The sequence below is a fragment of the Streptomyces sp. NPDC093065 genome (genome assembly GCF_044754585.1).
GTDB lineage: Bacteria > Actinomycetota > Actinomycetes > Streptomycetales > Streptomycetaceae > Streptomyces.
In genome coordinates, this window is sequence record NZ_JBIVPJ010000001.1 from 172,789 (window position 1) to 195,704 (window position 22,916).

The 22,916-nt window shown below is 71.8% G+C and carries 16 protein-coding genes and 1 pseudogene; all 17 read right to left on the reverse strand.

Going from position 1 to position 22,916, the window contains the following annotated elements:
- Position 1: 1 nt before the first annotated feature.
- The 17 genes and pseudogenes from ACIQFU_RS00715 to ACIQFU_RS00795 all read right to left on the reverse strand — a co-directional run bounded on the left by ACIQFU_RS00715 (position 2) and on the right by ACIQFU_RS00795 (position 22,669).
- Positions 2-2,041 (reverse strand): glycosyltransferase family 4 protein, encoded by a 2,040-nt coding sequence (locus ACIQFU_RS00715; RefSeq protein ID WP_402547934.1) that lies wholly within the window; start codon positions 2,039-2,041, stop codon positions 2-4.
- A gap of 247 nt (positions 2,042-2,288) precedes the next feature.
- On the reverse strand, positions 2,289-3,725 hold the full coding sequence (gene obgE, locus ACIQFU_RS00720) for a GTPase ObgE (RefSeq protein ID WP_402547936.1): 1,437 nt from the start codon (positions 3,723-3,725) through the stop codon (positions 2,289-2,291).
- Between the two features lie 110 nt (positions 3,726-3,835).
- Positions 3,836-4,090 (reverse strand): 50S ribosomal protein L27, encoded by a 255-nt coding sequence (gene rpmA, locus ACIQFU_RS00725; protein WP_003976205.1) that lies wholly within the window; start codon positions 4,088-4,090, stop codon positions 3,836-3,838.
- Positions 4,091-4,104: 14 nt separating this feature from the next.
- Complete coding sequence (rplU, locus tag ACIQFU_RS00730) at positions 4,105-4,425, reverse strand: 50S ribosomal protein L21 (protein WP_007449531.1); 321 nt, start codon at positions 4,423-4,425, stop codon at positions 4,105-4,107.
- A gap of 201 nt (positions 4,426-4,626) precedes the next feature.
- Positions 4,627-5,688, reverse strand: coding sequence for an iron-containing alcohol dehydrogenase family protein (locus ACIQFU_RS00735; protein WP_402547937.1), 1,062 nt, complete (start codon positions 5,686-5,688; stop codon positions 4,627-4,629).
- 125 nt (positions 5,689-5,813) lie between these two features.
- The gene (locus ACIQFU_RS00740; RefSeq protein ID WP_402547939.1) at positions 5,814-9,764 is read right to left on the reverse strand and encodes a ribonuclease E/G; all 3,951 of its coding nucleotides are present in this window, start codon (positions 9,762-9,764) and stop codon (positions 5,814-5,816) included.
- A gap of 272 nt (positions 9,765-10,036) precedes the next feature.
- Positions 10,037-10,813 (reverse strand): TIGR03936 family radical SAM-associated protein, encoded by a 777-nt coding sequence (locus tag ACIQFU_RS00745; RefSeq protein ID WP_402547941.1) that lies wholly within the window; start codon positions 10,811-10,813, stop codon positions 10,037-10,039.
- A 193-nt stretch (positions 10,814-11,006) separates the two neighbouring features.
- Positions 11,007-11,243, reverse strand: a pseudogene (locus ACIQFU_RS00750) (hypothetical protein); the annotation flags it as partial.
- 60 nt (positions 11,244-11,303) lie between these two features.
- Positions 11,304-13,247 (reverse strand): TIGR03960 family B12-binding radical SAM protein, encoded by a 1,944-nt coding sequence (locus tag ACIQFU_RS00755; protein WP_402547943.1) that lies wholly within the window; start codon positions 13,245-13,247, stop codon positions 11,304-11,306.
- A gap of 112 nt (positions 13,248-13,359) precedes the next feature.
- Positions 13,360-14,556: a rod shape-determining protein RodA gene (rodA, locus tag ACIQFU_RS00760; RefSeq protein WP_402547944.1), complete on the reverse strand. Its 1,197-nt coding sequence runs from the start codon at positions 14,554-14,556 to the stop codon at positions 13,360-13,362.
- A complete protein-coding gene (mrdA, locus tag ACIQFU_RS00765; RefSeq protein WP_402547945.1) occupies positions 14,553-16,853 on the reverse strand; it encodes a penicillin-binding protein 2 in 2,301 nt (766 codons plus the stop codon). The genes rodA and mrdA overlap by 4 nt, the downstream gene beginning before the upstream one ends.
- Before the next feature lie 102 nt (positions 16,854-16,955).
- Positions 16,956-17,627, reverse strand: coding sequence for a rod shape-determining protein MreD (gene mreD / locus ACIQFU_RS00770; protein ID WP_402547946.1), 672 nt, complete (start codon positions 17,625-17,627; stop codon positions 16,956-16,958).
- A 13-nt stretch (positions 17,628-17,640) separates the two neighbouring features.
- Complete coding sequence (gene mreC, locus ACIQFU_RS00775) at positions 17,641-18,699, reverse strand: rod shape-determining protein MreC (RefSeq protein WP_402547947.1); 1,059 nt, start codon at positions 18,697-18,699, stop codon at positions 17,641-17,643.
- A 200-nt stretch (positions 18,700-18,899) separates the two neighbouring features.
- The gene (locus ACIQFU_RS00780) at positions 18,900-19,919 is read right to left on the reverse strand and encodes a rod shape-determining protein (protein WP_059302343.1); all 1,020 of its coding nucleotides are present in this window, start codon (positions 19,917-19,919) and stop codon (positions 18,900-18,902) included.
- A 319-nt stretch (positions 19,920-20,238) separates the two neighbouring features.
- Positions 20,239-20,652 (reverse strand): nucleoside-diphosphate kinase, encoded by a 414-nt coding sequence (gene ndk, locus ACIQFU_RS00785; protein ID WP_402547949.1) that lies wholly within the window; start codon positions 20,650-20,652, stop codon positions 20,239-20,241.
- Positions 20,653-20,773: 121 nt separating this feature from the next.
- Positions 20,774-21,139 (reverse strand): DUF4233 domain-containing protein, encoded by a 366-nt coding sequence (locus ACIQFU_RS00790; RefSeq protein WP_402547951.1) that lies wholly within the window; start codon positions 21,137-21,139, stop codon positions 20,774-20,776.
- A 6-nt stretch (positions 21,140-21,145) separates the two neighbouring features.
- Positions 21,146-22,669 carry a bifunctional folylpolyglutamate synthase/dihydrofolate synthase gene (locus tag ACIQFU_RS00795; RefSeq protein ID WP_402547952.1) on the reverse strand — a complete coding sequence of 508 codons (1,524 nt, stop codon included), beginning with the start codon at positions 22,667-22,669 and terminating at the stop codon, positions 21,146-21,148.
- Positions 22,670-22,916 lie beyond the last annotated feature (247 nt).

The window sequence follows — 22,916 nt, forward strand, 5'->3', positions numbered from 1 at the left end:
GTCAGAGCCGCACGGTCTTGACCGAGAGCTGGCACGCGGCCGTGAAGTAGGGCCGCAGCTCGGTGCGCCGGCGGGCGGGCGGCAGCGGGGCGGGCGTCCGGCCCAGCGCCCGGCGGGACTTGCGCACCGCACGGGTCAGCGCGGTGGGCGGCGCCGCCACGGCCTCGCTGAGCACCGGGCGGGGGAAGGTGAACACGTTGATCGGCGCGAGGACGTCGGTCGCCAGCTTGGCCAGCGGCACCCGGGGCGCGTCGGCCGCCGTGCGCAGCGACAGGTCCCAGATGACCTCCTGCTCGTCGTCGTCGGTGTGCTTCCGCACCAGGGCGGCGCAGTCGAGGTCCGCGGCCACCCAGCCGTCGCCCTCGTCGCGCAGCGGGAAGGTCAGCACCCGCTCCTTGTCCCGCCGGTGCACGGCCTCCACGACGGCTCCCGCGGCGGGCCGCGCGCCCCACAGCTCGGCGCGTACGGCGATGGTCCGCTCGTCGACCCCGACCGGGCCGACCTCGGCGTGCACCTCGCGCAGGGCGCTGCGCAGCCGCAGTCCGCCGTCCTCGTGCGGGTGCGGCAGCATCAGCGCCAGGGCCGGCCCCTGCGTGCGCGGCAGCTCCACGGCGAGCAGGTCCCGGGTGTCGCAGCCGTAGCCGTCGGTGGTCAGCGCCACCTCGCGCTCGCCCTCGCGGGTGGCCAGCGCCAGCTCCCAGGTGCCGTGCGGCAGTCCGGCGTCCCAGGGCACGACGGCCTCGCCCCCGGCGGAGAACGGGAAGCGGTGCTCCGCGGCGCCGGCGGCGCCCTTGCGCAGGACGAGGTCGGCCCGTCCGGCACTCGGCGGCAGCGCTCCCACGGCGACGTGGACCGAGCCTTCCCGGTCCACCCGGGCCGTGGCGTGGCGGGGCAGCTCCTTGCGGGCGAGGGCCTCCTCGATGATGGCCTCGAAGCGCTCGCGGCTGGCCCGCTCGTGGAAGCGCTCGGCGTTGCGGATGCCGGCGGCGGCCATCTTCAGGCGCAGTTCGTCGTCCTGGACCAGTCGCCGGATCGCCCCGGCCATCGCCTCCACGTCGCCGCGCGGGACGATCAGCCCGTCCTCGCCGTCGCTGAGGACGTTGCGCGGGCCGTGGTCGGCGTCCGTGGCGACGACGGGCAGTCCGGCGGCCATCGCCTCGACGAGGACGTTGCCGAACGCCTCCCGCTTGGAGGGCAGGACGAAGATCGAGGCCTTGCCGAACTCCGGGGTGACGGGCGAGGTCTGGCCCATCAGCAGGATGCTGTTGGACAGCCCCAGTTCCTCGATGCGGGCCCGCAGCTTCTTCTTCTCGGCGCCGTGGCCGTAGATGCGCAGGGTCCACTCCGGTGCCTCGGCGTGGACCTCGGCGAAGGCCTCGATCAGCAGGGCGTGGTTCTTGTTGTCGGTCAGGTGACCGGCGGAGACGATCACCTTGTTGGTGCCGCTGGAGCGGATCGTGGAGGCCGGCACGCAGTTGGGCATCACCGCCAGGCGGTTGCGCACCGCGGGCACCTGCCGGGCGAGCGCGGCGACCTCCTCCGGGGTGAGCGCGGTGAGGGCGTCCAGGTGGCGGTAGGCGGGGAAGAGGCGCTGCTTGATGTCCGTGGCGTAGATGGCGGGCATCGAGTGTTCCTGGGTGACCTTCAGGTAGTCACCGGGCGCCTGCGCCAGCATGATCGTGTTGCGCGGGCTGGAGCTGACGACGACGTCGGCGTCGGTCGTGTCGAGGTACTCCAGCAGCCGCAGCTCCGCGAGCCGGCTCACCACCGGCGTCTTGGCACCGGCGTTGAGCGGGTAGATCAGCGGGAACTTGTCGGACAGCGGGTCGTCCACGTCGGACACCGGGGAGTGCGGCCGCATGTCGGTGAGCGCCCGGACCCCGACCCGCGGGTCGAGCGGGAAGTACGACTCGTCGCGCACCTTGCGCAGCGCCACGATCTCGACGTCGTGGCACTCGGCCAGGGCCCCGGCGAGGTTCTGCGTGGCGCTGACCACGCCCCCCATGTGGCACAGATCCCGAACGAGGAATGCGATCTTCACTTTGCGGCTTCTCTCTGCTCCCGGGAACGGCTGGTCAGGCCGAACCCCCACCCCTGGCCACGCACATGTGGCCACATCCTCCTCACAAAGTACACACAGCCGCTCGACGACGGGTCACGCCCCCGACACGTCTGTGCAACCCTGTGCACAGCAAGATGCCGCCCGCGGGGTTGCGGTTCCACGGGCGGCCGTGCGCGGCGCCACCGGTCCGTCCCGGAGGCGGCCGCGCCGCGCTGTCGAAGGGACGTCAGAACGGCTCGAAGCCGTCGAACTCCTGCTGGGCCTCGTCCCGTTCGGCCTCGCGGTCCCGGCGGCGCTGCGCGGCGGGGCGGGGTTCCTCGAAGCGGTGGTCCTCACCGCGGCGGCCGAGCATCTCGGCACCGGCCGACATCGACGGCTCCCAGTCGAAGACGACCGCGTTGTCCTCGGGGCCGATGGCGACACCGTCGCCGCCGCGGGCGCCGGCCTTCACCAACCGCTCCTCGACACCGAGGCGGTTGAGCCGGTCGGCGAGGTAGCCGACGGCCTCGTCGTTGTTGAAGTCGGTCTGACGCACCCAGCGTTCGGGCTTCTCGCCACGCACCCGGAACAGGCCGTCCTCCTCGCGGGTGACGGTGAAGCCGGCGTCGTCCACGGCCTTGGGCCGGATGACGATGCGCGTCGCCTCCTCCTTCGGGCGGGCGGCACGCGCCTTGGCGACCAGCTCGGCCAGCGCGAAGGACAGCTCCTTGAGACCCATGTGCGCCACGGCCGACACCTCGAAGACCCGGTAGCCGCGCGCCTCCAGGTCCGGGCGGACCATCTCGGCGAGGTCCTTGCCGTCGGGCACGTCGATCTTGTTGAGGACGACGATCCGGGGCCGGTTGTCCAGGCCGCCGTACTCGCGCAGCTCGGCCTCGATGACGTCCAGGTCGGAGAGCGGGTCGCGCTCGGACTCCAGCGTCGCCGTGTCCAGCACGTGCACCAGCACGCTGCACCGCTCCACGTGCCGCAGGAACTCCAGGCCGAGGCCCTTGCCCTGGCTGGCGCCCGGGATGAGACCGGGGACGTCCGCCACGGTGTAGACGGTGGAACCGGCGGTCACCACGCCCAGGTTGGGGACGAGCGTCGTGAAGGGGTAGTCGGCGATCTTCGGCTTGGCCGCGCTCAGCACGGAGATCAGCGAGGACTTGCCGGCACTCGGGTAGCCGACCAGCGCCACGTCGGCGACGGTCTTCAGCTCCAGGTGGATGTCCTGGAAGTCACCGGGCTCGCCCAGCAGCGCGAAACCGGGCGCCTTGCGGCGCGCGGAGGCCAGCGCCGCGTTGCCGAGGCCGCCCCGGCCGCCCTGCGCGGCGACGTACGAGGTGCCGTGACCGACGAGGTCGGCCAGCACGTTGCCCGCCTTGTCGAGGACGACGGTGCCGTCGGGCACGGGCAGGACGAGGTCCTGGCCGTCCTTGCCGGAGCGGTTGCCGCCCTCGCCGGGCTTGCCGTTGGTGGCCTTGCGGTGCGGGGAGTGGTGGTAGTCGAGGAGCGTGGTCACCGACTGGTCCACGGTGAGGATCACGTCGCCGCCGCGGCCGCCGTTGCCGCCGTCCGGGCCGCCGAGCGGCTTGAACTTCTCACGGTGGACGGAGGCACAGCCGTGGCCTCCGTTACCCGCGGCGACGTGCAGTTCGACGCGGTCCACGAAGGTGGTCATGGGATGTGCCTCCAGTTACTGCCTACTGCGGGAATGTCTCTTGGGTAACACGCGAAAGGCGGACCCGCTTCCCGTGAGGGAAGTGAGGCCCGCCTCGCGAAAGTGTCCGGTCAGGCGACCGGGACGATGTTCACGACCTTGCGGCCGCGGTGGGTGCCGAACTGCACCGCACCGGCCTGCAGGGCGAACAGCGTGTCGTCGCCACCGCGGCCGACACCGGCGCCCGGGTGGAAGTGGGTGCCACGCTGGCGGACCAGGATCTCACCCGCGTTGACGGCCTGACCGCCGAAGCGCTTCACACCGAGCCGCTGGGCATTCGAGTCGCGACCGTTCCGGGTGGACGATGCGCCCTTCTTGTGTGCCATGTCTTCTCAGTCCCTTACTTCGCAGCCGCGGGGATCTCAGTGACCTTGATCGCCGTGTACTGCTGGCGGTGGCCCTGACGACGGCGGTAGCCGGTCTTGTTCTTGTAGCGCAGAATGTCGATCTTCTGGCCCTTGTGGTGGTCCACGACCTCGGCCTGGACCTTGATGCCGGCCAGCACCCACGGGTCGCTGGTCACAGCGTCGCCGTCGACGACGAGCAGGGTCGAGAGCTCGACCGTGTCGCCGACCTGGGCGGTGGAAATCTTGTCAACCTCAACGATGTCGCCGACAGCAACCTTGTGCTGGCGACCACCGCTGCGCACGATGGCGTACACGCGGATCTCACTCTCTCGCTCTGGAACGGCACCCCCGCAGTCCAGCCGCCCGATGACACACGGACGGCCTCTCCCGGCCGGAGCCCGCGAGGGCACACGACCCGGAAGGAAAGAGGTTTACGGGGATGTGACGCGTCAGTCGACACGCCGACGGTCAAGATTACGGGGCCGCACGACAGGGGTCAAACCGGGCCTGCGGCGTCAACCGGAGACCGCCGCGGCGTACTCGGCGTACGCCTCCCCCGCCCGCGCGGGCGACAGGTCGAGGTGCTCCAGGATCGTGTACCGGCCGGGCCGGGTCTGCGGCGCGAACCCCACGGCCCGTACGAACTCGTCGTCGCCGAACCCGATCTCCCGGGCCACCACCGGCAGCCCGTGCCGGCGCAGCGTCTCCGCCATCAGCAGGGAGCCCTCCCGGTCGCCGCGCAGGTACGTCGCGAAGGCCGCGCCGATGCCCACCTGCTCGCCGTGGCTGGCCGCGCGCCCCGGGTACAGCAGGTCCAGGGCGTGGCTGATCTCGTGGCAGGCGCCGGACGAGGGCCGGGTGTGCCCGGCGATGGTCATGGCGATCCCGGACAGCACCAGGCCCTCGGTCAGCACGGTCAGGAACCCGTCGTCGCCGCAGCCGCCGGGATGGCGCAGCACGGCCTCCCCGGCCTGCCGGGCGAGGGCGGCGGCGAGGCCGTCGACCTTCTCGCCGGTGACCCGGTGGGCCAGCTCCCAGTCGGCCACCGCGGAGACGTTGGAGACGGCGTCGCCGATCCCGGAGCGCACGAAGCGGATCGGCGCCTCGCGGATCACCGCGAGGTCGACGACGAGCGCGATGGGCGTCGGCACGCCGTACGAGCCGCGGCCCGCGTCGTTGTCGAGGATCGAGACCGGCGAGCAGATGCCGTCGTGGGACAGGTTGGTGGCCACCGCGACCATGGGCAGCCCCACGCGTGCCGCGGCGAACTTGGCGCAGTCGATGACCTTGCCGCCGCCGAGACCGACGACCGCGTCGTAGCGCCCCGACTTCATGCCGTCGGCCAGCCGCACCGCGTCGTCGATCGTGCCGCCGCCGACCTCGAACCAGTCGGCGCCGGGCAGGGACGGCTCCAGCCGCCTGCGCAGCCGCGTCCCCGAGCCGTTGCTGATCGCCACGGCCAGCATCCCGGACTGCGAGATCCGCTGGTCCGCGAGGACGCTCGCCAGGTCGTCCAGGGCGCCCGGCCGCACGTCCACGACGAGTGGCGAGGGGATGAGCCTGGTCAGTACCGGCACGTGGTCGTCTCCTCTCCTCGCCGGGACCACCCGGCTGTCGTTGGATGATGCGCCGGAGGGCGGCCGGGGAAACGTGTGGCCCCGTCCGGACGGACGGGGCCACACGTTTTGCGACAGGTGCCGGATCAGCCCTCGTCGGTGGCGGCCGTGACCGACGACGGTGCCTGCTGGGCGGCCGCCGCGGTCTTCTTCGACGCCGTCTTCTTGGCCGTGGCCTTCTTGGCGGTCGTCGTCTTGGCCGCCTTCTTGGCCGCGGTCTTCTTGGCGGTCGTCGTCTTCTTGGCCGCGGTCTTCTTGGCGGCGGCCTTCTTCGCCGTCGCCTTCTTGGCCGTCTTGCGGGCCGCCGCCTTCTTGGCCGGGGCCGCCTCTTCGGCCTCGGGCCCCGCGTCCGGCGCCTCCTCGGCCGCCGCCGACGGGACGACCGTGACGGCCGCCTCCTCGGACGCGGTGGAGGTGGTGGGCTTGCGCACCGCGCGGCGCCGCGGACGGGCCGGGGCCTCGCTCTCGGCGGCCTCGGCGACGGCCGGGGCCTGCGGTGCCTGCTCGGGCTCGGGCTGCTGCCCGGACACCGTGGCCGCGGTCTCCGGGACCGTCAGCACGGCGGCCTCGGCGCCCTCGGGCGAACCGGCCGGTGCGGACACCTTCCGGGTGGCCCGGCGGCGGGTACGGCCCTTGGGCGCGGCCTCGTCCGACGCGGGCGCCGGGGACTCGGCCGGAGCCGGCGCGCCGGAGACGGCGTCCTCGACGGCGGCGGGTTCGGCCAGCACCTCGGCGGCGGGCTCGCGCCGCACGGGACGCTCGACCTCTTCCTTCACCGTGACGTCCTGGGCCGTCGGCTCCTCGGCGGGCGCGGCCTCGGCCTTCGCCTCCTCGGTCCTCGCCGTCCCGGCCTTCGCGGCCTTGGGCGCACCCGCCGGGGCGGACGCCCGACGGCTCGCACGGCGCCGGCCGCGACCGCGCGTGGCGGCGGCCTCGGCCTCGGCGGCGCTGCTGTACAGCTCCTCGTCCGCGCTGAAGTCGGGCGCCGGGAGGGCGACCGGCTCGGCCACCTCGGCGGCCACCTCGGACTCGGACTCGGCGTCCGCCTCCTGCTCCGGCGTCGGGCCGGTCTCGACCCCGGCGACGGCCTCGTGCTCGTGCGGCTGCTCGGCCCCGGCCCGCGCCCGCTTGCGGCGCTTGCCACCGCCGCCGCCACCGGCCGACGAGGGCTGGTCGAGGTGGACGATGACACCGCGGCCGTTGCAGTGGACGCAGGTCTCCGAGAACGACTCCAGCAGACCCTGGCCGACCCGCTTGCGGGTCATCTGCACGAGGCCCAGCGAGGTCACCTCGGCCACCTGGTGCTTGGTCCGGTCCCGTCCCAGGCACTCCAGCAGACGCCGCAGCACCAGGTCCCGGTTGGACTCCAGCACCATGTCGATGAAGTCGATGACGATGATGCCGCCGAGGTCGCGCAGCCTCAGCTGGCGCACGATCTCCTCGGCCGCCTCCAGGTTGTTCCTGGTGACCGTCTCCTCGAGGTTGCCGCCCTGACCGGTGAACTTGCCGGTGTTGACGTCGACGACGATCATCGCCTCGGTCCGGTCGATCACCAGCGAACCACCGCTGGGCAGCCAGACCTTGCGGTCCAGCGCCTTGGCGAGCTGCTCGTCGATCCGGTACGTGGCGAAGACGTCGACCTCGCTGGTCCACCTGGACAGCCGCTCGGCGAGGTCCGGCGCCACGTGGGACACGTACCCGTGGATGGTCTGCCAGGCCTCGTCGCCGCTGACGACGACCTTGGAGAAGTCCTCGTTGAAGATGTCGCGCACGACCCGGACGGTCATGTCCGGCTCGCCGTACAGCAGCGTGGGCGCGCTGGAGCTGCCGCTCTTGGCCTTCTTCTGGATCTCCTCCCACTGCGCCTGGAGCCGCTCGACGTCGCGGCGCAGCTCGTCCTCGCTGGCGCCCTCGGCGGCGGTGCGCACGATGACGCCCGCGTCCTCGGGGACGATCTTCTTCAGGATGCTCTTCAGGCGGGAACGCTCGGTGTCGGGCAGCTTGCGGCTGATGCCGGTCATCGAGCCCTCGGGCACGTAGACCAGGTAGCGGCCGGGCAGCGAGACCTGACTGGTCAGACGGGCGCCCTTGTGGCCGATCGGGTCCTTGGTGACCTGCACGAGGACCGACTGGCCGGACTTGAGGGCGGACTCGATGCGCCGCGGGCCGCCCGCCATGCCCAGCGCCTCGAAGTTGACCTCACCGGCGTACAGGACGGCGTTGCGGCCCTTGCCGATGTCGATGAAGGCGGCCTCCATCGACGGCAGCACGTTCTGCACCTTGCCGAGGTAGACGTTGCCGACGTACGAGGTGGCCTGCTCCTTGTTGACGTAGTGCTCGACGAGCACCCCGTCCTCCAGGACGCCGATCTGGGTGCGCTCGCCGTGCTGGCGGACGACCATGACGCGCTCGACGGCCTCGCGGCGGGCCAGGAACTCGGCCTCGGTGATGATCGGCACGCGCCGGCGGCCCTGCTCGCGGCCCTCCCGGCGGCGCTGCTTCTTGGCCTCCAGACGGGTCGAGCCCTTGATGGACTGCACCTCGTCGGACGGCTCGCTCTTCTCCCGCGCGGGCCGCGGCTCGCGGACCTTGACGACGGTGCGCTCGGGGTCGTCGGTGGAGGAGTCGCCCTCGCCGGAGCCGTCCCCGGCCCGGCGGCGACGGCGACGGCGGCGCCGGCTGCTGCTGGAACCGCCGCCCTCGCCGGAGGGCTCCTCGCCCTCCTCGGCGTCCTCCTCCGCCTGCTCGGCGGTGTCCTCGGCGTCCTGGGCGGCCTGCTCGGCCGCGGTGTGCTCGACCTCGCCGTCCGTCAGGTCGCCGTCGGCCGCGTCGCCCCGGCGGCGACGACGGCCGCCCCGGCGACGGCGACGGCGCGAGCCGGACTCCTCGTAGCCCTCGGCGTCGTCGTGGTCGTCGCCCGACGCGTCGGAGTCGGCCTCGGCCTCGGTCTCGTCGGCGGCCTGGGGCTCGGCCTCGGGCTCGCTCCGGGTGACGGCGGCGGTGGCCCGCTCCTCGGCGGCCTCCTCGGCGGCGGCACCCCGGCGCTTGCGGCGGCGGCGCGAGCCGGCGGGCTGCTCCTCCGGGGCCTGCGCGCTCCCCTCGTCCGGCTTCGCCGGCTCGGCACCGGCCGCCTCGGCGGCGGCCTCGGCCGCGGCCCGCTCGGGCGTCTGGAACTGGGGCTCGGCGAACACGGGCGCCTGGAACACGGCGACCGCGGGACGCGACGGGCGCTTGGGCGCGTCCGCCTCGTCGGACGCGGCGGCGGTCTGCGCCGGGGCGGCGAAACCGGATGCGGCCTTACGGGTGGACCGGCGGCGCGCACGACGCGGAGCGGCGTCGTCGGACTCCCCGGTCTCGGCCGGCGCGGCGGAGACGGCGGGCGCGGCGGACTTCGTGGTCTTCGCGGGCTCGGGGGCCTGCGCGGCGGCCTCGGGCTCGCCGGTCTCGGCGGCGGCCTCGACGGGCGCCTCGGCCGGGGCGGACACGCGGCGTGTGGCACGACGCCGGGTCCGGCCCTTGGGCGCGGCGCTCTCGGCCTCGGCCTCGGGCTCCTCCGCGGCGGGCGCTGGCGCCTCGACGGGCTCGGGGGCCGCGGCGGCGGCCGGCTCGGCGGACGAGGTCACGCTGCGCGTGGCACGACGCCGGGTACGCCCCTTGGGCGCGGCGCTCTCGGCAGGCTCATCGGTCTGCTCCGGCGCCGGCGTCTCGGCGGCGGGGGTGGCGGGCACGACGGTCTCGGCCTCCTCCACCGCCGCGGGAGCCCCGGCGGGCGCGGAGGCGCGACGTACGGCACGGCGCCGCGGCCGCGCGGGAGCCGCGGGCTCCGGAGACGGCTCGGCCACCTCGGCCACCTCGGCGGGGGCCGACTCGGCCGGCGCGACGGTCTCCGCCGGCGCCTCGGAGCCGCCGGACGGCGGACCCGCCGGGCGGGACGCGGCCCTGCGCCGACGGCGCGGCGGCAGGGTGTCGCTGGGGGTGTTCGACTCGGAGTCCGTCGAGGTGGTCGACGACTCGTTGGATTCGGTCGGTTCGAGCATGCGGGGGTTTCTCCCGTCAGGCTCCCGGGCGCCGCGCCTGGTCCGGCATCGACATGTCGACCGCCGGTGACGTCCGCGGCTCGCGCGGTGCGCGGTCGCCGCCGTCCGGGGCGCGGGCGCCGCTCGGAAGCTCATCCGTGTCTTGTCTCGCCGGTTCCGTACCCCTTGTCGTGCACGGCCTGGCGAAAGTCTTGTGGTCGGTGCGCTGCCCGACCCAGGTGGCTCCCGAGTTCGAGGGCGGCGCTACGACGTAGTCCCTGGCGGAACCTTCCTTACGCCGGCGCCTTCGCGGCGGCGGAAGCGGCGGCCGGTTGCGGCTCGGGCGCTTCCGCCTCGCGGTCGGGCGCGAGCGGGTCGGTCACCGCACCGGTCTCTTCATCGAACAGCCCCTGCGCCAGCCTGGTCACCGCTGCGGGGACCGGCGGCGCCAGGTCGGCCACGGCGCGAAGACCGGACAGGACGTCGTCGGGTCGTACGGCAGGCGTCACGTGCCGAACAACCAGCCGCAGTATCGCACAGGGCCGGTCGCTCGGCCTATCAGCCGGTGAACCGTGCGTGGTGACGCACTCCAGATGCGCGACGGCGGAGCGGGTGTCGAAGGTGCGGACGCCGTTCTTCGTACGGCGCTGCACCTCCACCGCCGGGGCCGCGTCGAAGGCCGCGACGGCCCTCTCGGCCTCGGCGGGCTCCACACCTTCCAGCCGCAGCTCCCACACGGAGGCCGTCAGCCGGTCGGCGAGCCCGGAGGTCCGGGCCTCGACCGCGTCGACGACGTCGAGCCCGGCGGGCAGCGACTCGTCGAGGAGCAGCCTCAGCCGCTCCGGGTCGCGCGCCTCGGTGAGCGCGATCTCCAGGTACTCCGCCTCACTGCCCGTGCCGGTGGGTGCGGCATTGGCGTACGACACCTTCGGGTGCGGGGTGAACCCCGCCGAGTACGCCATCGGCACCTCGGCGCGGCGCAGCGCACGCTCGAAGGCGCGCTGGAAGTCACGGTGGCTGGTGAACCGGAGGCGGCCGCGCTTGGTGTAACGCAGTCGGATGCGCTGCACCGCGGGAACGGGCGGCGGGCCTACGGGCTGTCGCTTGCCCAGTGTCGTTCAGTCCTTCGTGAGAGCGGTCGTACTGCTACCAAGAGTACGTGCCTCGGCGGCGGATGGTTCCCTCCGGTCCACCGGCTGCCGCTCGGCGGGCCCCCCGAACAGCATCCGGCGCACGTCGGCACGGGCCTGCCGTACGGAGAGACACGAAGACGGCCCGCCCGAGCCGCGCCGGCACCCGTCCGACGGGCCGCAGCACGGCCTCCCGCAGGAACCGTCCCACGACGACCAGCGCGTCCCACGCCACCCGCACCGGCACGACCAGCACGAGCACGACGATCCGCACCGGAATCCGGACCGCCACGGCCAGACACCCTTCGGCGTCCACCCCAGGCCCCGGTTCCCCCTGCGGCCGCGCCACGGGCGCCTTCTCCAGATCCACCACGAACACGAGGACGCCGCGGAACCCCTTCCGGATCCCGCGGCGTCGCGCCGAGCGCCCCTACTCGACCACGGTCAGCGGCAGCAGCTTCTTGCCGGTCGGGCCGACCTGAATTGTCGTGTCCATGGCGGGGCACACCCCGCAATCGAAGCACGGCGTCCAGCGGCAGTCGTCGACCTCGGTCTCGTCGAGGGCGTCCTGCCAGTCCTCCCAGAGCCACTCCTTGTCGAGGCCGGAGTCCAGGTGGTCCCAGGGCAGGACCTCCTCGTAGCCGCGCTCGCGGGTGGTGTACCAGTCGACGTCGACGCCGGTGGGCTCCAGGGCCTTGTCGGCGCAGGCCATCCAGCGGTCGTAGGAGAAGTGCTCGCGCCAGCCGTCGAAGCGGCCGCCGTCGTCGTAGACGGCGCGGATGACGGCGCCGAGGCGGCGGTCTCCGCGGGAGAGGAGGCCCTCGACGATGCCGGGCTTGCCGTCGTGGTAGCGGAAGCCGATGGAGCGGCCGTACTTCTTGTCGCCGCGGATCTTGTCACGGAGCTTCTGGAGGCGGGCGTCCGTCTCCTCCGCCGACAGTTGGGGGGCCCACTGGAAGGGGGTGTGGGGCTTGGGGACGAAGCCGCCGATGGAGACGGTGCAGCGGATGTCGCCGGAGCCGGAGACCTCGCGGCCCTTGGCGATGACCCGGGTGGCCATGTCGGCGATCTGCAGGACGTCGTCGTCGGTCTCGGTGGGCAGGCCGCACATGAAGTACAGCTTCACCTGGCGCCAGCCGTTGCCGTAGGCGGTCGCCACGGTGCGGATGAGGTCGTCCTCCGAGACCATCTTGTTGATGACCTTGCGGATGCGCTCGGAGCCGCCCTCCGGGGCGAAGGTGAGGCCGGAGCGGCGGCCGTTGCGGGTCAGCTCGTTGGCCAGGTCGATGTTGAAGGCGTCGACGCGGGTGGAGGGGAGGGACAGGCCGATCTTGTCCTCCTCGTACCGGTCGGCGAGGCCCTTGGCGACGTCGGCGATCTCCGTGTGGTCGGCGGAGGAGAGGGAGAGCAGGCCGACCTCCTCGAAGCCCGTGGCCTTCAGGCCCTTGTCGACCATCTCGCCGATGCCGGTGATGGAACGCTCGCGGACCGGGCGGGTGATCATGCCGGCCTGGCAGAAGCGGCAGCCCCGGGTGCAGCCGCGGAAGATCTCCACCGACATGCGCTCGTGGACGGTCTCGGCGAGCGGGACGAGGGGCTGCTTGGGGTAGGGCCACTCGTCGAGGTCCATGACGGTGTGCTTGCTGACCCGCCACGGGACGCCGGAGCGGTTGGGTACGACGCGGGCGATACGGCCGTCGGGCAGGTACTCGACGTCGTAGAAGCCGGGGACGTAGACGCCGCCGGTCCTGGACAGGCGGAGCAGGAGCTCCTCGCGGCCCCCCGGGCGGCCCTCGGCCTTCCAGGCACGGATGATCGCGGTGACTTCCAGGACGGCCTGCTCGCCGTCGCCGATGACGGCGCAGTCGATGAAGTCGGCGATCGGCTCGGGGTTGAAGGCGGCGTGGCCGCCGGCCAGGACGATCGGGTCGTCGATGCCGCGGTCCTTCGCCTCCAGCGGGATGCCCGCCAGGTCCAGGGCGGTGAGCATGTTGGTGTAGCCCAGCTCCGTGGAGAAGGAGAGGCCGAAGACGTCGAAGGCGCCGACCGGGCGGTGACTGTCCACCGTGAACTGCGGGACGGAGTGCTCCCGCATCAGCTCCTCGAGGTCCGGCCAGACGCTGTAGGTGCGCTCGGCCAGGACGCCCTGCTGCTCGTTGAGTACCTCGTAGAGGATCATGACGCCCTGGTTGGGCAGGCCGACCTCGTAGGCGTCGGGGTACATCAGGGCCCAGCGGACGTCGCAGGATTCCCAGTCCTTGACCGTGGAGTTCAGCTCTCCGCCGACGTACTGGATCGGCTTCTGCACATGCGGCAGCAGGGCTTCGAGCTGCGGAAACACGGACTCGGCGGCCTGGGTGGCTTCGGCAGGCATCTCACGGGACCTTTGTGTGCTGACAAGGGGGACCATCCAGCCTAACCCGGCCGGGACGGTCCCCCTTACCGCTCGCCCCTCGGGTGCCGCACCGCCACGCCCGAGCGCCGTACTACGCCGACATCGGCCGCTGCACGGTGATCGACTGGAGCAGCCCCACCGCCGTCCAGACGGCGAACATGGACGAGCCGCCGTAGGACACGAAGGGCAGGGGCAGGCCGGTGACCGGCATGATGCCGAGTGTCATGCCGACGTTCTCGAAGGCCTGGAAGGCGAACCACGCCACGATCCCGGCGGCGACGACCGTCCCGTACAGGTCCGGGGTGCTGCGGGCGATCCTGCAGGCGCGCCAGAGGACCACGCCGAGCAGGGCGATGATGAGGCCCGCGCCGAGGAAGCCCAGTTCCTCGCCGGCGACGGTGAAGACGAAGTCGGTCTGCTGCTCGGGGACGAAGCGGCCGGTGGTCTGCGAGCCGTGGAAGAGGCCGGAGCCGGTGAGGCCGCCGGAGCCGATGGCGATGCGGGCCTGGTTGGTGTTGTAGCCGACGCCCGCGGGGTCGAGGGCGGGGTTGGCGAAGGCGGCGAACCGGGCGATCTGGTAGTCGTCCAGGATGCCGAGCTGCCACACGGCGAGGGCTCCGGCGGTGCCGGCGCCGAGCAGCCCGAAGATCCAGCGGTTGCTGGCTCCGGAGGCGAGCAGGATGCCGAGCACGATGATGACCATGACCATGACCGACCCGAGGTCGGGCATGAGCATCACGATCAGCATGGGCACGGTGGCCAGGCCCAGGGCCTGGAGCACGGTGCGGTGGTCGGGGTGGGGCCGGTCCCCCGCGTCGACGCGTGCGGCCAGCAGCATCGCCATGCCCAGGATGATCGTGATCTTCACGAACTCCGAGGGCTGCAGGGAGAAGCCGCCGGGGAGCTTGATCCAGGAGTGGGCGCCGTTGATGGTCGAGCCGAGCGGGGTGAGCACCAGCAGGATCAGGAAGACGGACGCGCCGTAGAGGACCGGCACGGCGGTGCGCAGGGCGCGGTGGCCGAGCCAGACGACTCCGACCATCAGGGCGAGGCCGATGCCGGTGTTCAGCAGGTGCCGGGTGAGGAAGTAGTACTGGTCGCCCTGGTTGAGTTCGGTGCGGTTGCGGGTCGCGGAGTAGACGAGCAGCGAGCCCAGCAGCGACAGGGCCACGGCGGCCAGCAGTATCGGCCAGTCGAGGCGCCGGGCCATCGAGTCCCGGGCGAGGAGGCGGGTCCAGCCGGCCTTCTCCGGGCCGTATCCGGAGACCTGGAAGCTGTTGCCGGTCATGCGCGTGCCCCCCGGCTTCTTCCGTTGCCGCCGCGCCGGGTACCGCGCCGTGCGCCGCCGCGCCGTCGCCGGCGGCGGGTGTCGCGGTTCTCCCCGTTCTGGTTGGGGACGGTCGCCGGCTGGTCGCCCTCCTCGACGGGGGCGTACTCCTCGTCCGGGGAGGCCTTCTCGTCGGGCTGGAGTTCCTTGACGATGTCCTTCGGCACCTTCGGGGAGAGGATGGTGCCGTCCGTCTTGATCTTCGGGAGGCTCGCCTGGGGCTTGGGCAGCAGGGCCTTCTTCGGGTCGATGTCGCCGTCGTCGGAGACGCCGTAGAGCGCGTCGTAGATGTTGCGGACGGCGGGTCCCGAGGCGCCGGAGCCGGTGCCGCCCTGGGAGATCGTCATGACGATCGAGTAGTCCTTGGTGTACGTCGCGAACCAGGACGTCGTCTGCTTGCCGTAGACCTCGGCGGTACCGGTCTTGGCGTGCATCGGGATCTTCTCCTGCGGCCAGCCGACCTGGGCGAACCGCCAGGCGGCGGTACCGCGGCTGGCGACGCCGGCGAGGGCCTCGTCCATCTTGGCCCGGGTGGCCTTGCTTATGGGCAGCTTGCCGTGCGACGTGGGCTTGATCTCCTGGACCTGCTTGCCGTCGGGGCTGACGACGGCCTTGCCGATGGTCGGGTCGTAGAGGGTGCCGCCGTTGGAGATGGCTGAGTAGATGGTGGCCATCTGGATGGGGGTGACGAGGGTGTCGCCCTGGCCGATGGAGTAGTTGATGGAGTCACCGGCGCGCATCTTGTTGCCTTCGAGGCAGTTCTCGTACGCGATCTTCTCGACGTAGGAGCCGTCCTTCTTGCCGGACTTGCACCAGGCGTCCTTGTTGGCCTGCCAGTAGTCCTGCTTCCACTGGCGGTCGGGGACGCGGCCGGTGACCTCGTTGGGCAGGTCGATGCCGGTCTTGGCGCCGAGGCCGAACTGGTGGGCGGCCTTGTAGAAGTAGTCGTGGGGGTTCTTGGGGTTCATCCCGCCGTCCTTCTTCCACTCCTGGTGGGACAGGCGGTAGAAGACGGTGTCGCAGGAGAGCTCGAGGGCGCGGCCGATGCTGATCATGCCCTCGTTGGCCGACTCGAAGTTCTTGAAGACCTGGCCGCCGACGTCGTAGGCGCTGGAGCAGTCGTAGTTGCCGTCGAAGTCGTAGCCCGCCTCGACCGCGGCGGCCGAGGAGACCACCTTGAAGATGGAGCCGGGGGCGGCCTGGCCCTGGGTGGCGCGGTTGAGCAGCGGGTAGTTGGACTCCTTGCCGGTGAGCTTCTTGTAGTCCTTGGCGGAGATGCCGCCGACCCAGGCGTTGGGGTCGTAGTCGGGGTTGGAGGCCATGGCGACGACGCGGCCGGTCTTGGCCTCCATCACCACGACGGCACCGGCGTCGGCCTCGTAGGTCCGGTTGGTGTTGCGGTCCATCTCCTTGCGGGCGGCCTTCATTGCCTCGTTCAGCTCGTACTCGGCGACCCGCTGGACCCGGGAGTCGATGCTGGTGACGAGGTTGGAGCCGGGGGTGCCGGCGTCGGACTCGGCCTCGCCGATGACGCGGCCGAGGTTGTCGACCTCGTAGCGCGTGACACCGGCCTCGCCGCGCAGCGCCTTGTCGTACTGGCGTTCCAGTCCGGAGCGGCCGACCTGGTCGGAGCGCAGGTAGGGCGAGTCGGTGTCCTGGGCCTTCTGGAGTTCCTCGTCGGTGACCGGCGAGAGGTAGCCGAGGACCTGGGCGGTGTTGGACTTGCCGGGGGCGGCGTAGCGGCGTACGGCCATAGGTTCGGCGGTGATGCCGGGGAAGTCCTCGGCGCGCTCGCGGATCTGCAGGGCCTGCTTGACGGTGGCCTCGTCGGTGACGGGGATCGGCTGGTAGGGCGAGCCGTTCCAGCAGGGCTGGGGGGTCTTGGCGTCGCAGAGCCGGACCTTGTCCATGACGTCCTGGGGCTTCATGCCGAGGACGCCGGCGAGTTTGGTGAGGACGGCCTTGCCGTCGTCCTTCATCTTCAGCAGTTCGGTGCGGGAGGCGGAGACGACCAGCCGGGTCTCGTTGTCCGCGAGGGCGACGCCCCGGGCGTCCAGGATCGAGCCGCGGGTGGCGGGCTGGACGACCTGCTGGACGTGGTTGCCGGAGGCCTCCGCGGCGTACTCGTCGCCCTGGCGGATCTGGAGGTACCAGAGTCGGCCGCCGAGGGTGGCGAGGAGGGAGAGGACGAGGATCTGGATGACGACGAGCCGGGTCTGGACGCGGGTGCTGCGGCCGGTCTCGGGGATGTTAGTCATGGGCGCAGCCCATCCGGTCGAGGGTGGTGGTGGGCGACGGGTGGGGGGGTCACTGCTGCCTCCCCCTGACGAAGTGTGTACTGGTGTGCCGCTGGGGTGCCGTCACAGCCGCTTGACCCCCTTGATGCGCCCCGCGCGGGCCACGCGGGCGCGGGCCGTCTTCACCCGCAGCGCGTTGCGCTGTCTGCCGATGCGCAGGCCGGTGCCTCCGGAGAACCAGCCGGAGGAGATGTCGGGGCTCTGGGCGGCGGAGTTGGTGTCGGCCAGCGGGTCGTGCTCGGCGCGCCGGGCGAGCGCCATGATGCCGGGGACGACGAAGGGCGCGAGCAGCAGGTCGTAGAGGGCGGCCGTGAACAGCAGGCTGGGCAGGCCGACATGGCGGGCGGCGGTGTCCCCGACGAGGGCGCCGACGCCGGCGTAGAGCAGGGTGGTGCCGATGGCGGCGGCGACCACGACGACCATGGGGCCAGTGGCCGAGCGGAGCCGCCCGTTGTCGGGTTTGGCGAGGCCGGCGAGGTAGCCGATGACGCAGAGCACCAGGGCGTAGCGGCCGGCGGCGTGGTCGGCGGGCGGGGCGAGGTCGGCGAGGAGTCCGGCGCCGAAGCCGACGAGGGCGCCGCCGACGTGGCCGTAGACCAGGGCGAGGCCGAGGACGGTGAGCAGCAGCAGGTCGGGGACGGCGCCGGGCAGGTGGAGGCGGGCGAGGACGCTCACCTGGATCACCAGGGCGACGACGACGAGGGCGACGGACAGCAGGATCCGGTTGACGCGCATGGGGTGAAGGCTCCTACGGCTCGGTCTGCTCGTTCTGCTGCTCGGTCTGGTCGTTCTGGCCGGTGGCATCGTTCTGGCCGGTGGCGTCGTTCTGCCCGGCCGTGTCGTCCTGGCCGGTCGCGTCGTTCTGCCCGGCCTCGTCGTTCTGGGCGCCCTCGGGGTCGGCCCCGGGGGTCACGGTGACCGTGACGGTGGGCGTGGGCTTCGGCTGCTTCTTCTCCGGGAGCACCGTGTCGCGCGGGTCCTTCGCCGGGGCCTGGACGACGACGCCGACGATGTCGAGCTTGGTGAAGCTGACGAACGGCGTGACGTCGAGGATGCGGGTCAGGTCGCCGCCGTTGGGGTCGACGCGGGTGATGGTGCCGACGGGGACGCCGGGCACGAACGGCTTGTCGGCCTGAGAGCCGAAGGTGACGAGGCGGTCGCCCTTCTTGACGTCGGCCTTGCCGTTGAGGAGTTCGACGCGCAGGGGGCGGCTGCCCTGGCCGGAGGCGAAGCCGAGTTCGTCGCCGGACTCCATCCGGGTGCCGACGGTGAAGTCGGGGTCGTTGGCGAGCAGCACGGTGGCGCTGTTCGGGCCGACGGTGGTCACGCGTCCGACGAGGCCGTCGCCGTTGAGGACGGTCATGTCGCGCTTCACGCCGTCGTTGGCGCCCGCGTCGATGGTGATCGTCCAGGAGAAGCCCTGGGCCGCTCCTATGGCGATGACCTGGGCGCCCTTGATGCCGTACTGCCCGGCTCCGGCCAGTCCGAGCATCTTGTCGAACTGCTTGAGCCGGCTGCGACCGCGCTCGTCGCTGCCGAGCTTCGCCTTCAGGGCCGCGTTCTGCGTCTCCAGTTCGGCGAGCCGGTCGTGGCGGTCGCCGGAGTCGCGGATCGCGGAGACGGCGTTGCCGACCGGGTCGACCGCGGAGGAGACCCCGTTCTCGATCGGACCGAAGACGTTGGCGGCGGCCTGCCGGGCACCGTCGACCGGTGAGTCCTCCCCACCGCGGATGTCCACCGTGATCAGTGCGAACGCGATGGCGATCAGCAGCACCAGGAGCAGCCGGCTCTCTTTCGTGTCCCTCACGTGCGGCGGCCGTGCCTTCCTCGTCGAAATTCGGGAATCTCGGAATGTACGTGGCGGTGTTCAGGAATTCAGGTGATTCGGTACGTCGGGCGTGTGCAGCGCATCGCGCGCTTCCCGCGCATCCGGTACCGGAACCCTCTATATCAACGATCCGCCGCACGAGAGGAGATCGTCTCGTACGGCGGAACCGAAGTGTTACGTCATCTGCGGGGCGAGGCGTCCAGCACCTGCTGGAGCGCCTCGAACTCCTCGACGCACTTGCCGCTGCCGAGCGCCACGCTGTCGAGCGGGTCCTCGGCGATGTGGATCGGCATCCCGGTCTCCCGGCGCAGCCGTTCGTCGAGCCCGCGCAGCAGCGCGCCGCCGCCGGTCAGGACGATGCCCCGGTCCATGATGTCGCCGGACAGCTCCGGCGGGCACTTGTCGAGGGTCGTCTTGACGGCGTCGACGATGGCGTTGACCGGCTCTTCGATCGCCTTGCGCACTTCGCCGGCGGAGATGACGACGGTCTTGGGCAGCCCGGAGACGAGGTCTCGGCCGCGGATTTCGGTGTGCTCGTCGGAGTCGAGGTCGTACGCCGAACCGATCGTGATCTTGATCTGTTCGGCCGTGCGCTCACCCAGCAGAAGGCTGTACTCCTTCTTCACGTGCTGGATGATCGCGTTGTCCAGCTCGTCACCCGCGACGCGGATGGACTGGGCCGTGACGATGCCGCCGAGCGAGATGACCGCGACCTCCGTGGTGCCGCCGCCGATGTCCACCACCATGTTGCCCGTGGCCTCGTGGACCGGCAGGCCGGAGCCGATGGCCGCGGCCATGGGCTCCTCGATGATGTGCACCTGTCGGGCGCCGGCCTGGGACGACGCCTCGATGACGGCGCGGCGCTCGACGCCGGTGATGCCCGAGGGCACACAGACGACGACCCGCGGCCGAGCCAGATACCGCCGCTTGTGGATCTTCAGGATGAAGTAGCGGAGCATCCGCTCGGTGATCTCGAAGTCGGCGATGACGCCGTCCTTCAGCGGGCGCACGGCAACGATGTTGCCGGGCGTGCGCCCGATCATCTTCTTCGCTTCGGCGCCGACCGCGAGGATGCCACCGGTGTTGGTGTTGATCGCGACGACGGACGGCTCGTTGAGTACGATCCCGCGACCCCTGACGTACACCAGCGTGTTGGCGGTCCCGAGGTCGACAGCCATGTCACGGCCGATGAACGACATTGAGTTCCCCATCAGGATTCGACTGGCCTTCCCAGGAGCTTTTGAGGGCTTTTCAGGTAGGCGAAGTGGGTGCAGTGACGCGTGGAGGCTTCCATCGTAGACGCGCTTTCGCGAACACTGCGCGAGGGTCTTCGCCATTGTCAGCAGATGGCGCACCGCCTCGCTTGTGGAGACGGGCCAACGGTGGGATCCGTTCCCCCGAACAGGCGCGCATATGCCACAGGGCGGTCGCTTTTACGCGACCGCCCCGGCTGTGCCCGGTCCATTCGACTGACGCGGTGTCAGAAAAAAAGCTTCTCCGGCGTGTCCCGGAGACGGATCAGACCCGGCCCGGGAAGAAGATCTTCAGCTCGCGCTCGGCGGACTCCTCGGAGTCGGAGGCGTGGATCAGGTTCTCCCGGACGATCACGCCGTAGTCCCCGCGGATGGAGCCGGGGGCGGCGGCGATCGGGTCGGTCGGGCCGGCCAGGGCGCGCACGCCCTCGATGACCCGCTCGCCCTCGACGACCATCGCCACGACCGGCCCGGACGCCATGAACTCCACCAGCGGCTCGTAGAACGGCTTGCCCTTGTGCTCGCCGTAGTGCTGCTCCAGCGTCTCGGAGTCCAGGGTGCGCAGTTCCAGCGCGGTGATCTGCCAGCCGGCCTTGCGCTCGATACGGCTGATGATCTCGCCGGTCAGGCCACGACGGACGGCGTCGGGCTTGAGGAGGACGAGGCTGCGCTGGGTCACGAGGGGCTCCTTGGCGATGTGCGAGATGTGCGGTCGTGCGGGTGATGACTGAGGTTACCCGGCGTGTCGCGACACCCGTCACGCAGCGTCAGTCAGACGGGGCCGGCCTCGTCCGGCGCTTTCAGGCGGGGTCGGGCGCGGATGCCGCCGAGGCCTCGGCCTGGGCCGCGAACCTCGCCTTCGCCTCGTCGATCTTCCGCCCGTAGTGGACGGACGCCCACCACAGGGCGGCGAAGATCGCGCCCAGGAAGTACATGGTCGGCACGACGAGACCGGCGGCGATCAGCGCGACCTGCAGCGCCCAGCCGAGGGCGACGCCGCCGGGCCGGGTGATGACCCCGCACAGCAGCACGCTGAGGAACATCGCGATCCCGCTGACCGTCCACACCGTCGCCATGGACAGGTCCGGGTCCTTCATGGCGACGAGGCCGGCGAAGCCGATCACGAAGAACTCGCCGATCAGCGTCGAAGCACAGAGCGTACGCACGGTTTCTCAGCCCCTCCTCAGGAGCAGTCGGGCCTCGCCGACGGTGATGACGGAACCGGTGACGAGCACACCGCCGCCCGCGAACTCGCCCTCCTCCTCGGCCAGCGTGATCGCGGCCTCCAGGGCGTCCGGCAGCCGCGGCTCGACCTGGACGCGGTCCTCGCCGAAGACCTCGACGGCGATCGCCGCCAGCTCGTCGGCGTCCATCGCGCGGTGGCTGGAGTTCTGGGTGACGACGACCTCGGCGAAGACCGGCTCGAAGGCTTCCAGCAGCCCCCGTACGTTCTTGTCGCCGCTGGTGCCGACCACGCCGATGAGCCGGCTGAACTGGAAGGCCTCCCCCACCGCCTCGGCGGTGACCCGGGCACCGGCCGGGTTGTGCGCGGCGTCCAGGACCACGGTCGGCGAGCGCCGGACCACCTCCATCCGCCCCGGCGAGGCGACGGAGGCGAAGGCCTTGCGCACGGTGTCGACGTCCAGCGGATCGGGACGCTGTGCGCCGACGCCGAAGAACGCCTCGACGGCGGCCAGCGCGACCGCCGCGTTGTGCGCCTGGTGGGCGCCGTGCAGGGGCAGGTAGACCTCGGTGTACTCGCCGCCGAGCCCGCGCAGCGTCACCAGCTGCCCGCCGACGGCGACCTCACGGGCGACGACGCCGAACTCCAGCCCCTCACGGGCCACGGTGGCGTTGACGTCCACGGCCTTCTTCAGCATCACCTGCGCCGCGTCCACCGGCTGCTGGGCCAGGATCACGGTGGCGTCCTGCTTGACGATGCCGGCCTTCTCGACCGCGATCTCGCCGGGCGTCTCGCCGAGCCGGTCGGTGTGGTCCAGGTCGATGGGGGTGACGACGGCGACGTCCCCGTCGATGACGTTGGTGGCGTCCCAGGAGCCGCCCATCCCGACCTCGACGACGGCCACGTCCACGGGCGCGTCGGCGAAGGCCGCGTACGCCATGCCGGTGAGCACCTCGAAGAACGACAGCCGGTACTCCTGCTGCGCGTCGACCATCTCGACGTACGGCTTGATGTCGTCGTACGTCTCGACGAACCGCTCGGCGGAGATCGGCGCCCCGTCCAGGCTGATCCGCTCGGTGATCGACTGCACGTGCGGCGAGGTGTACCGCCCGGTGCGCAGCTCGAAGGCGCCGAGCAGGGCCTCGATCATGCGGGCGGTGGAGGTCTTGCCGTTGGTCCCGGTGATGTGGATGGAGGGGTACGAGCGCTGTGGCTCGCCCAGGACGTCCATCAGCGCGGCGATCCTCGCGACGGACGGCTCCAGCTTGGTCTCGCCCCAGCGGGTCGCCAGCTCCGTCTCGACGGCACGCAGGGCCGCGTCCACCTCGGGATCCTCGGGGCGCCCGGGGACGTCGGCCTGCGGGGGGCCGCCCTGGGTGCGCAGGGTGCGGCTGCCGGCCTCGATGACGGCGAGGTCGGGGTCGCGGGTGGTCTCCGCCGCGATGATCTCGTCGAAGTCGCTGGTGAGGTCGGAGGGGTCGGGCTGGTCGTTCTCGCCGGGGTTGTCGCTCACGGGGACCAGTCTACGTACCCCGCCCCCCGTAACCGCGGGCAGTCGTGCCGCCTGGGGCGATGGGGGTCCCCCCGCTCGAGCGCAGCCGAGAGTGGGGGAGGGTGGGCGCGGCGGCACCCCGTCAGCGCCGGGCTGCGCGATGCCCTGCGGGGCACCGACGGTGCGGGGTGGCTTGTGTCTGGCAGCGAGTGCAGCGCCGTCGTGGCTGGTCGCGCAGTTCCCCGCGCCCCTAGGTAACGAAGGTCCC

Bases quoted from the DNA above. Each gene is read 5' to 3' on its own strand.
- mreD (WP_402547946.1), bottom strand. From the start codon at position 17,627: ATGCGCGTCAACCGGATCCTGCTGTCCGTCGCCCTCGTCGTCGTCGCC.
- rpmA (WP_003976205.1), bottom strand. From the start codon at position 4,090: ATGGCACACAAGAAGGGCGCATCGTCCACCCGGAACGGTCGCGACTCG.
- ACIQFU_RS00780 (WP_059302343.1), bottom strand. From the start codon at position 19,919: ATGTCGTTCATCGGCCGTGACATGGCTGTCGACCTCGGGACCGCCAAC.
- obgE (WP_402547936.1), bottom strand. From the start codon at position 3,725: ATGACCACCTTCGTGGACCGCGTCGAACTGCACGTCGCCGCGGGTAAC.
- mrdA (WP_402547945.1), bottom strand. From the start codon at position 16,853: ATGACTAACATCCCCGAGACCGGCCGCAGCACCCGCGTCCAGACCCGG.
- ACIQFU_RS00740 (WP_402547939.1), bottom strand. From the start codon at position 9,764: ATGCTCGAACCGACCGAATCCAACGAGTCGTCGACCACCTCGACGGAC.
- rodA (WP_402547944.1), bottom strand. From the start codon at position 14,556: ATGACCGGCAACAGCTTCCAGGTCTCCGGATACGGCCCGGAGAAGGCC.
- ACIQFU_RS00755 (WP_402547943.1), bottom strand. From the start codon at position 13,247: ATGCCTGCCGAAGCCACCCAGGCCGCCGAGTCCGTGTTTCCGCAGCTC.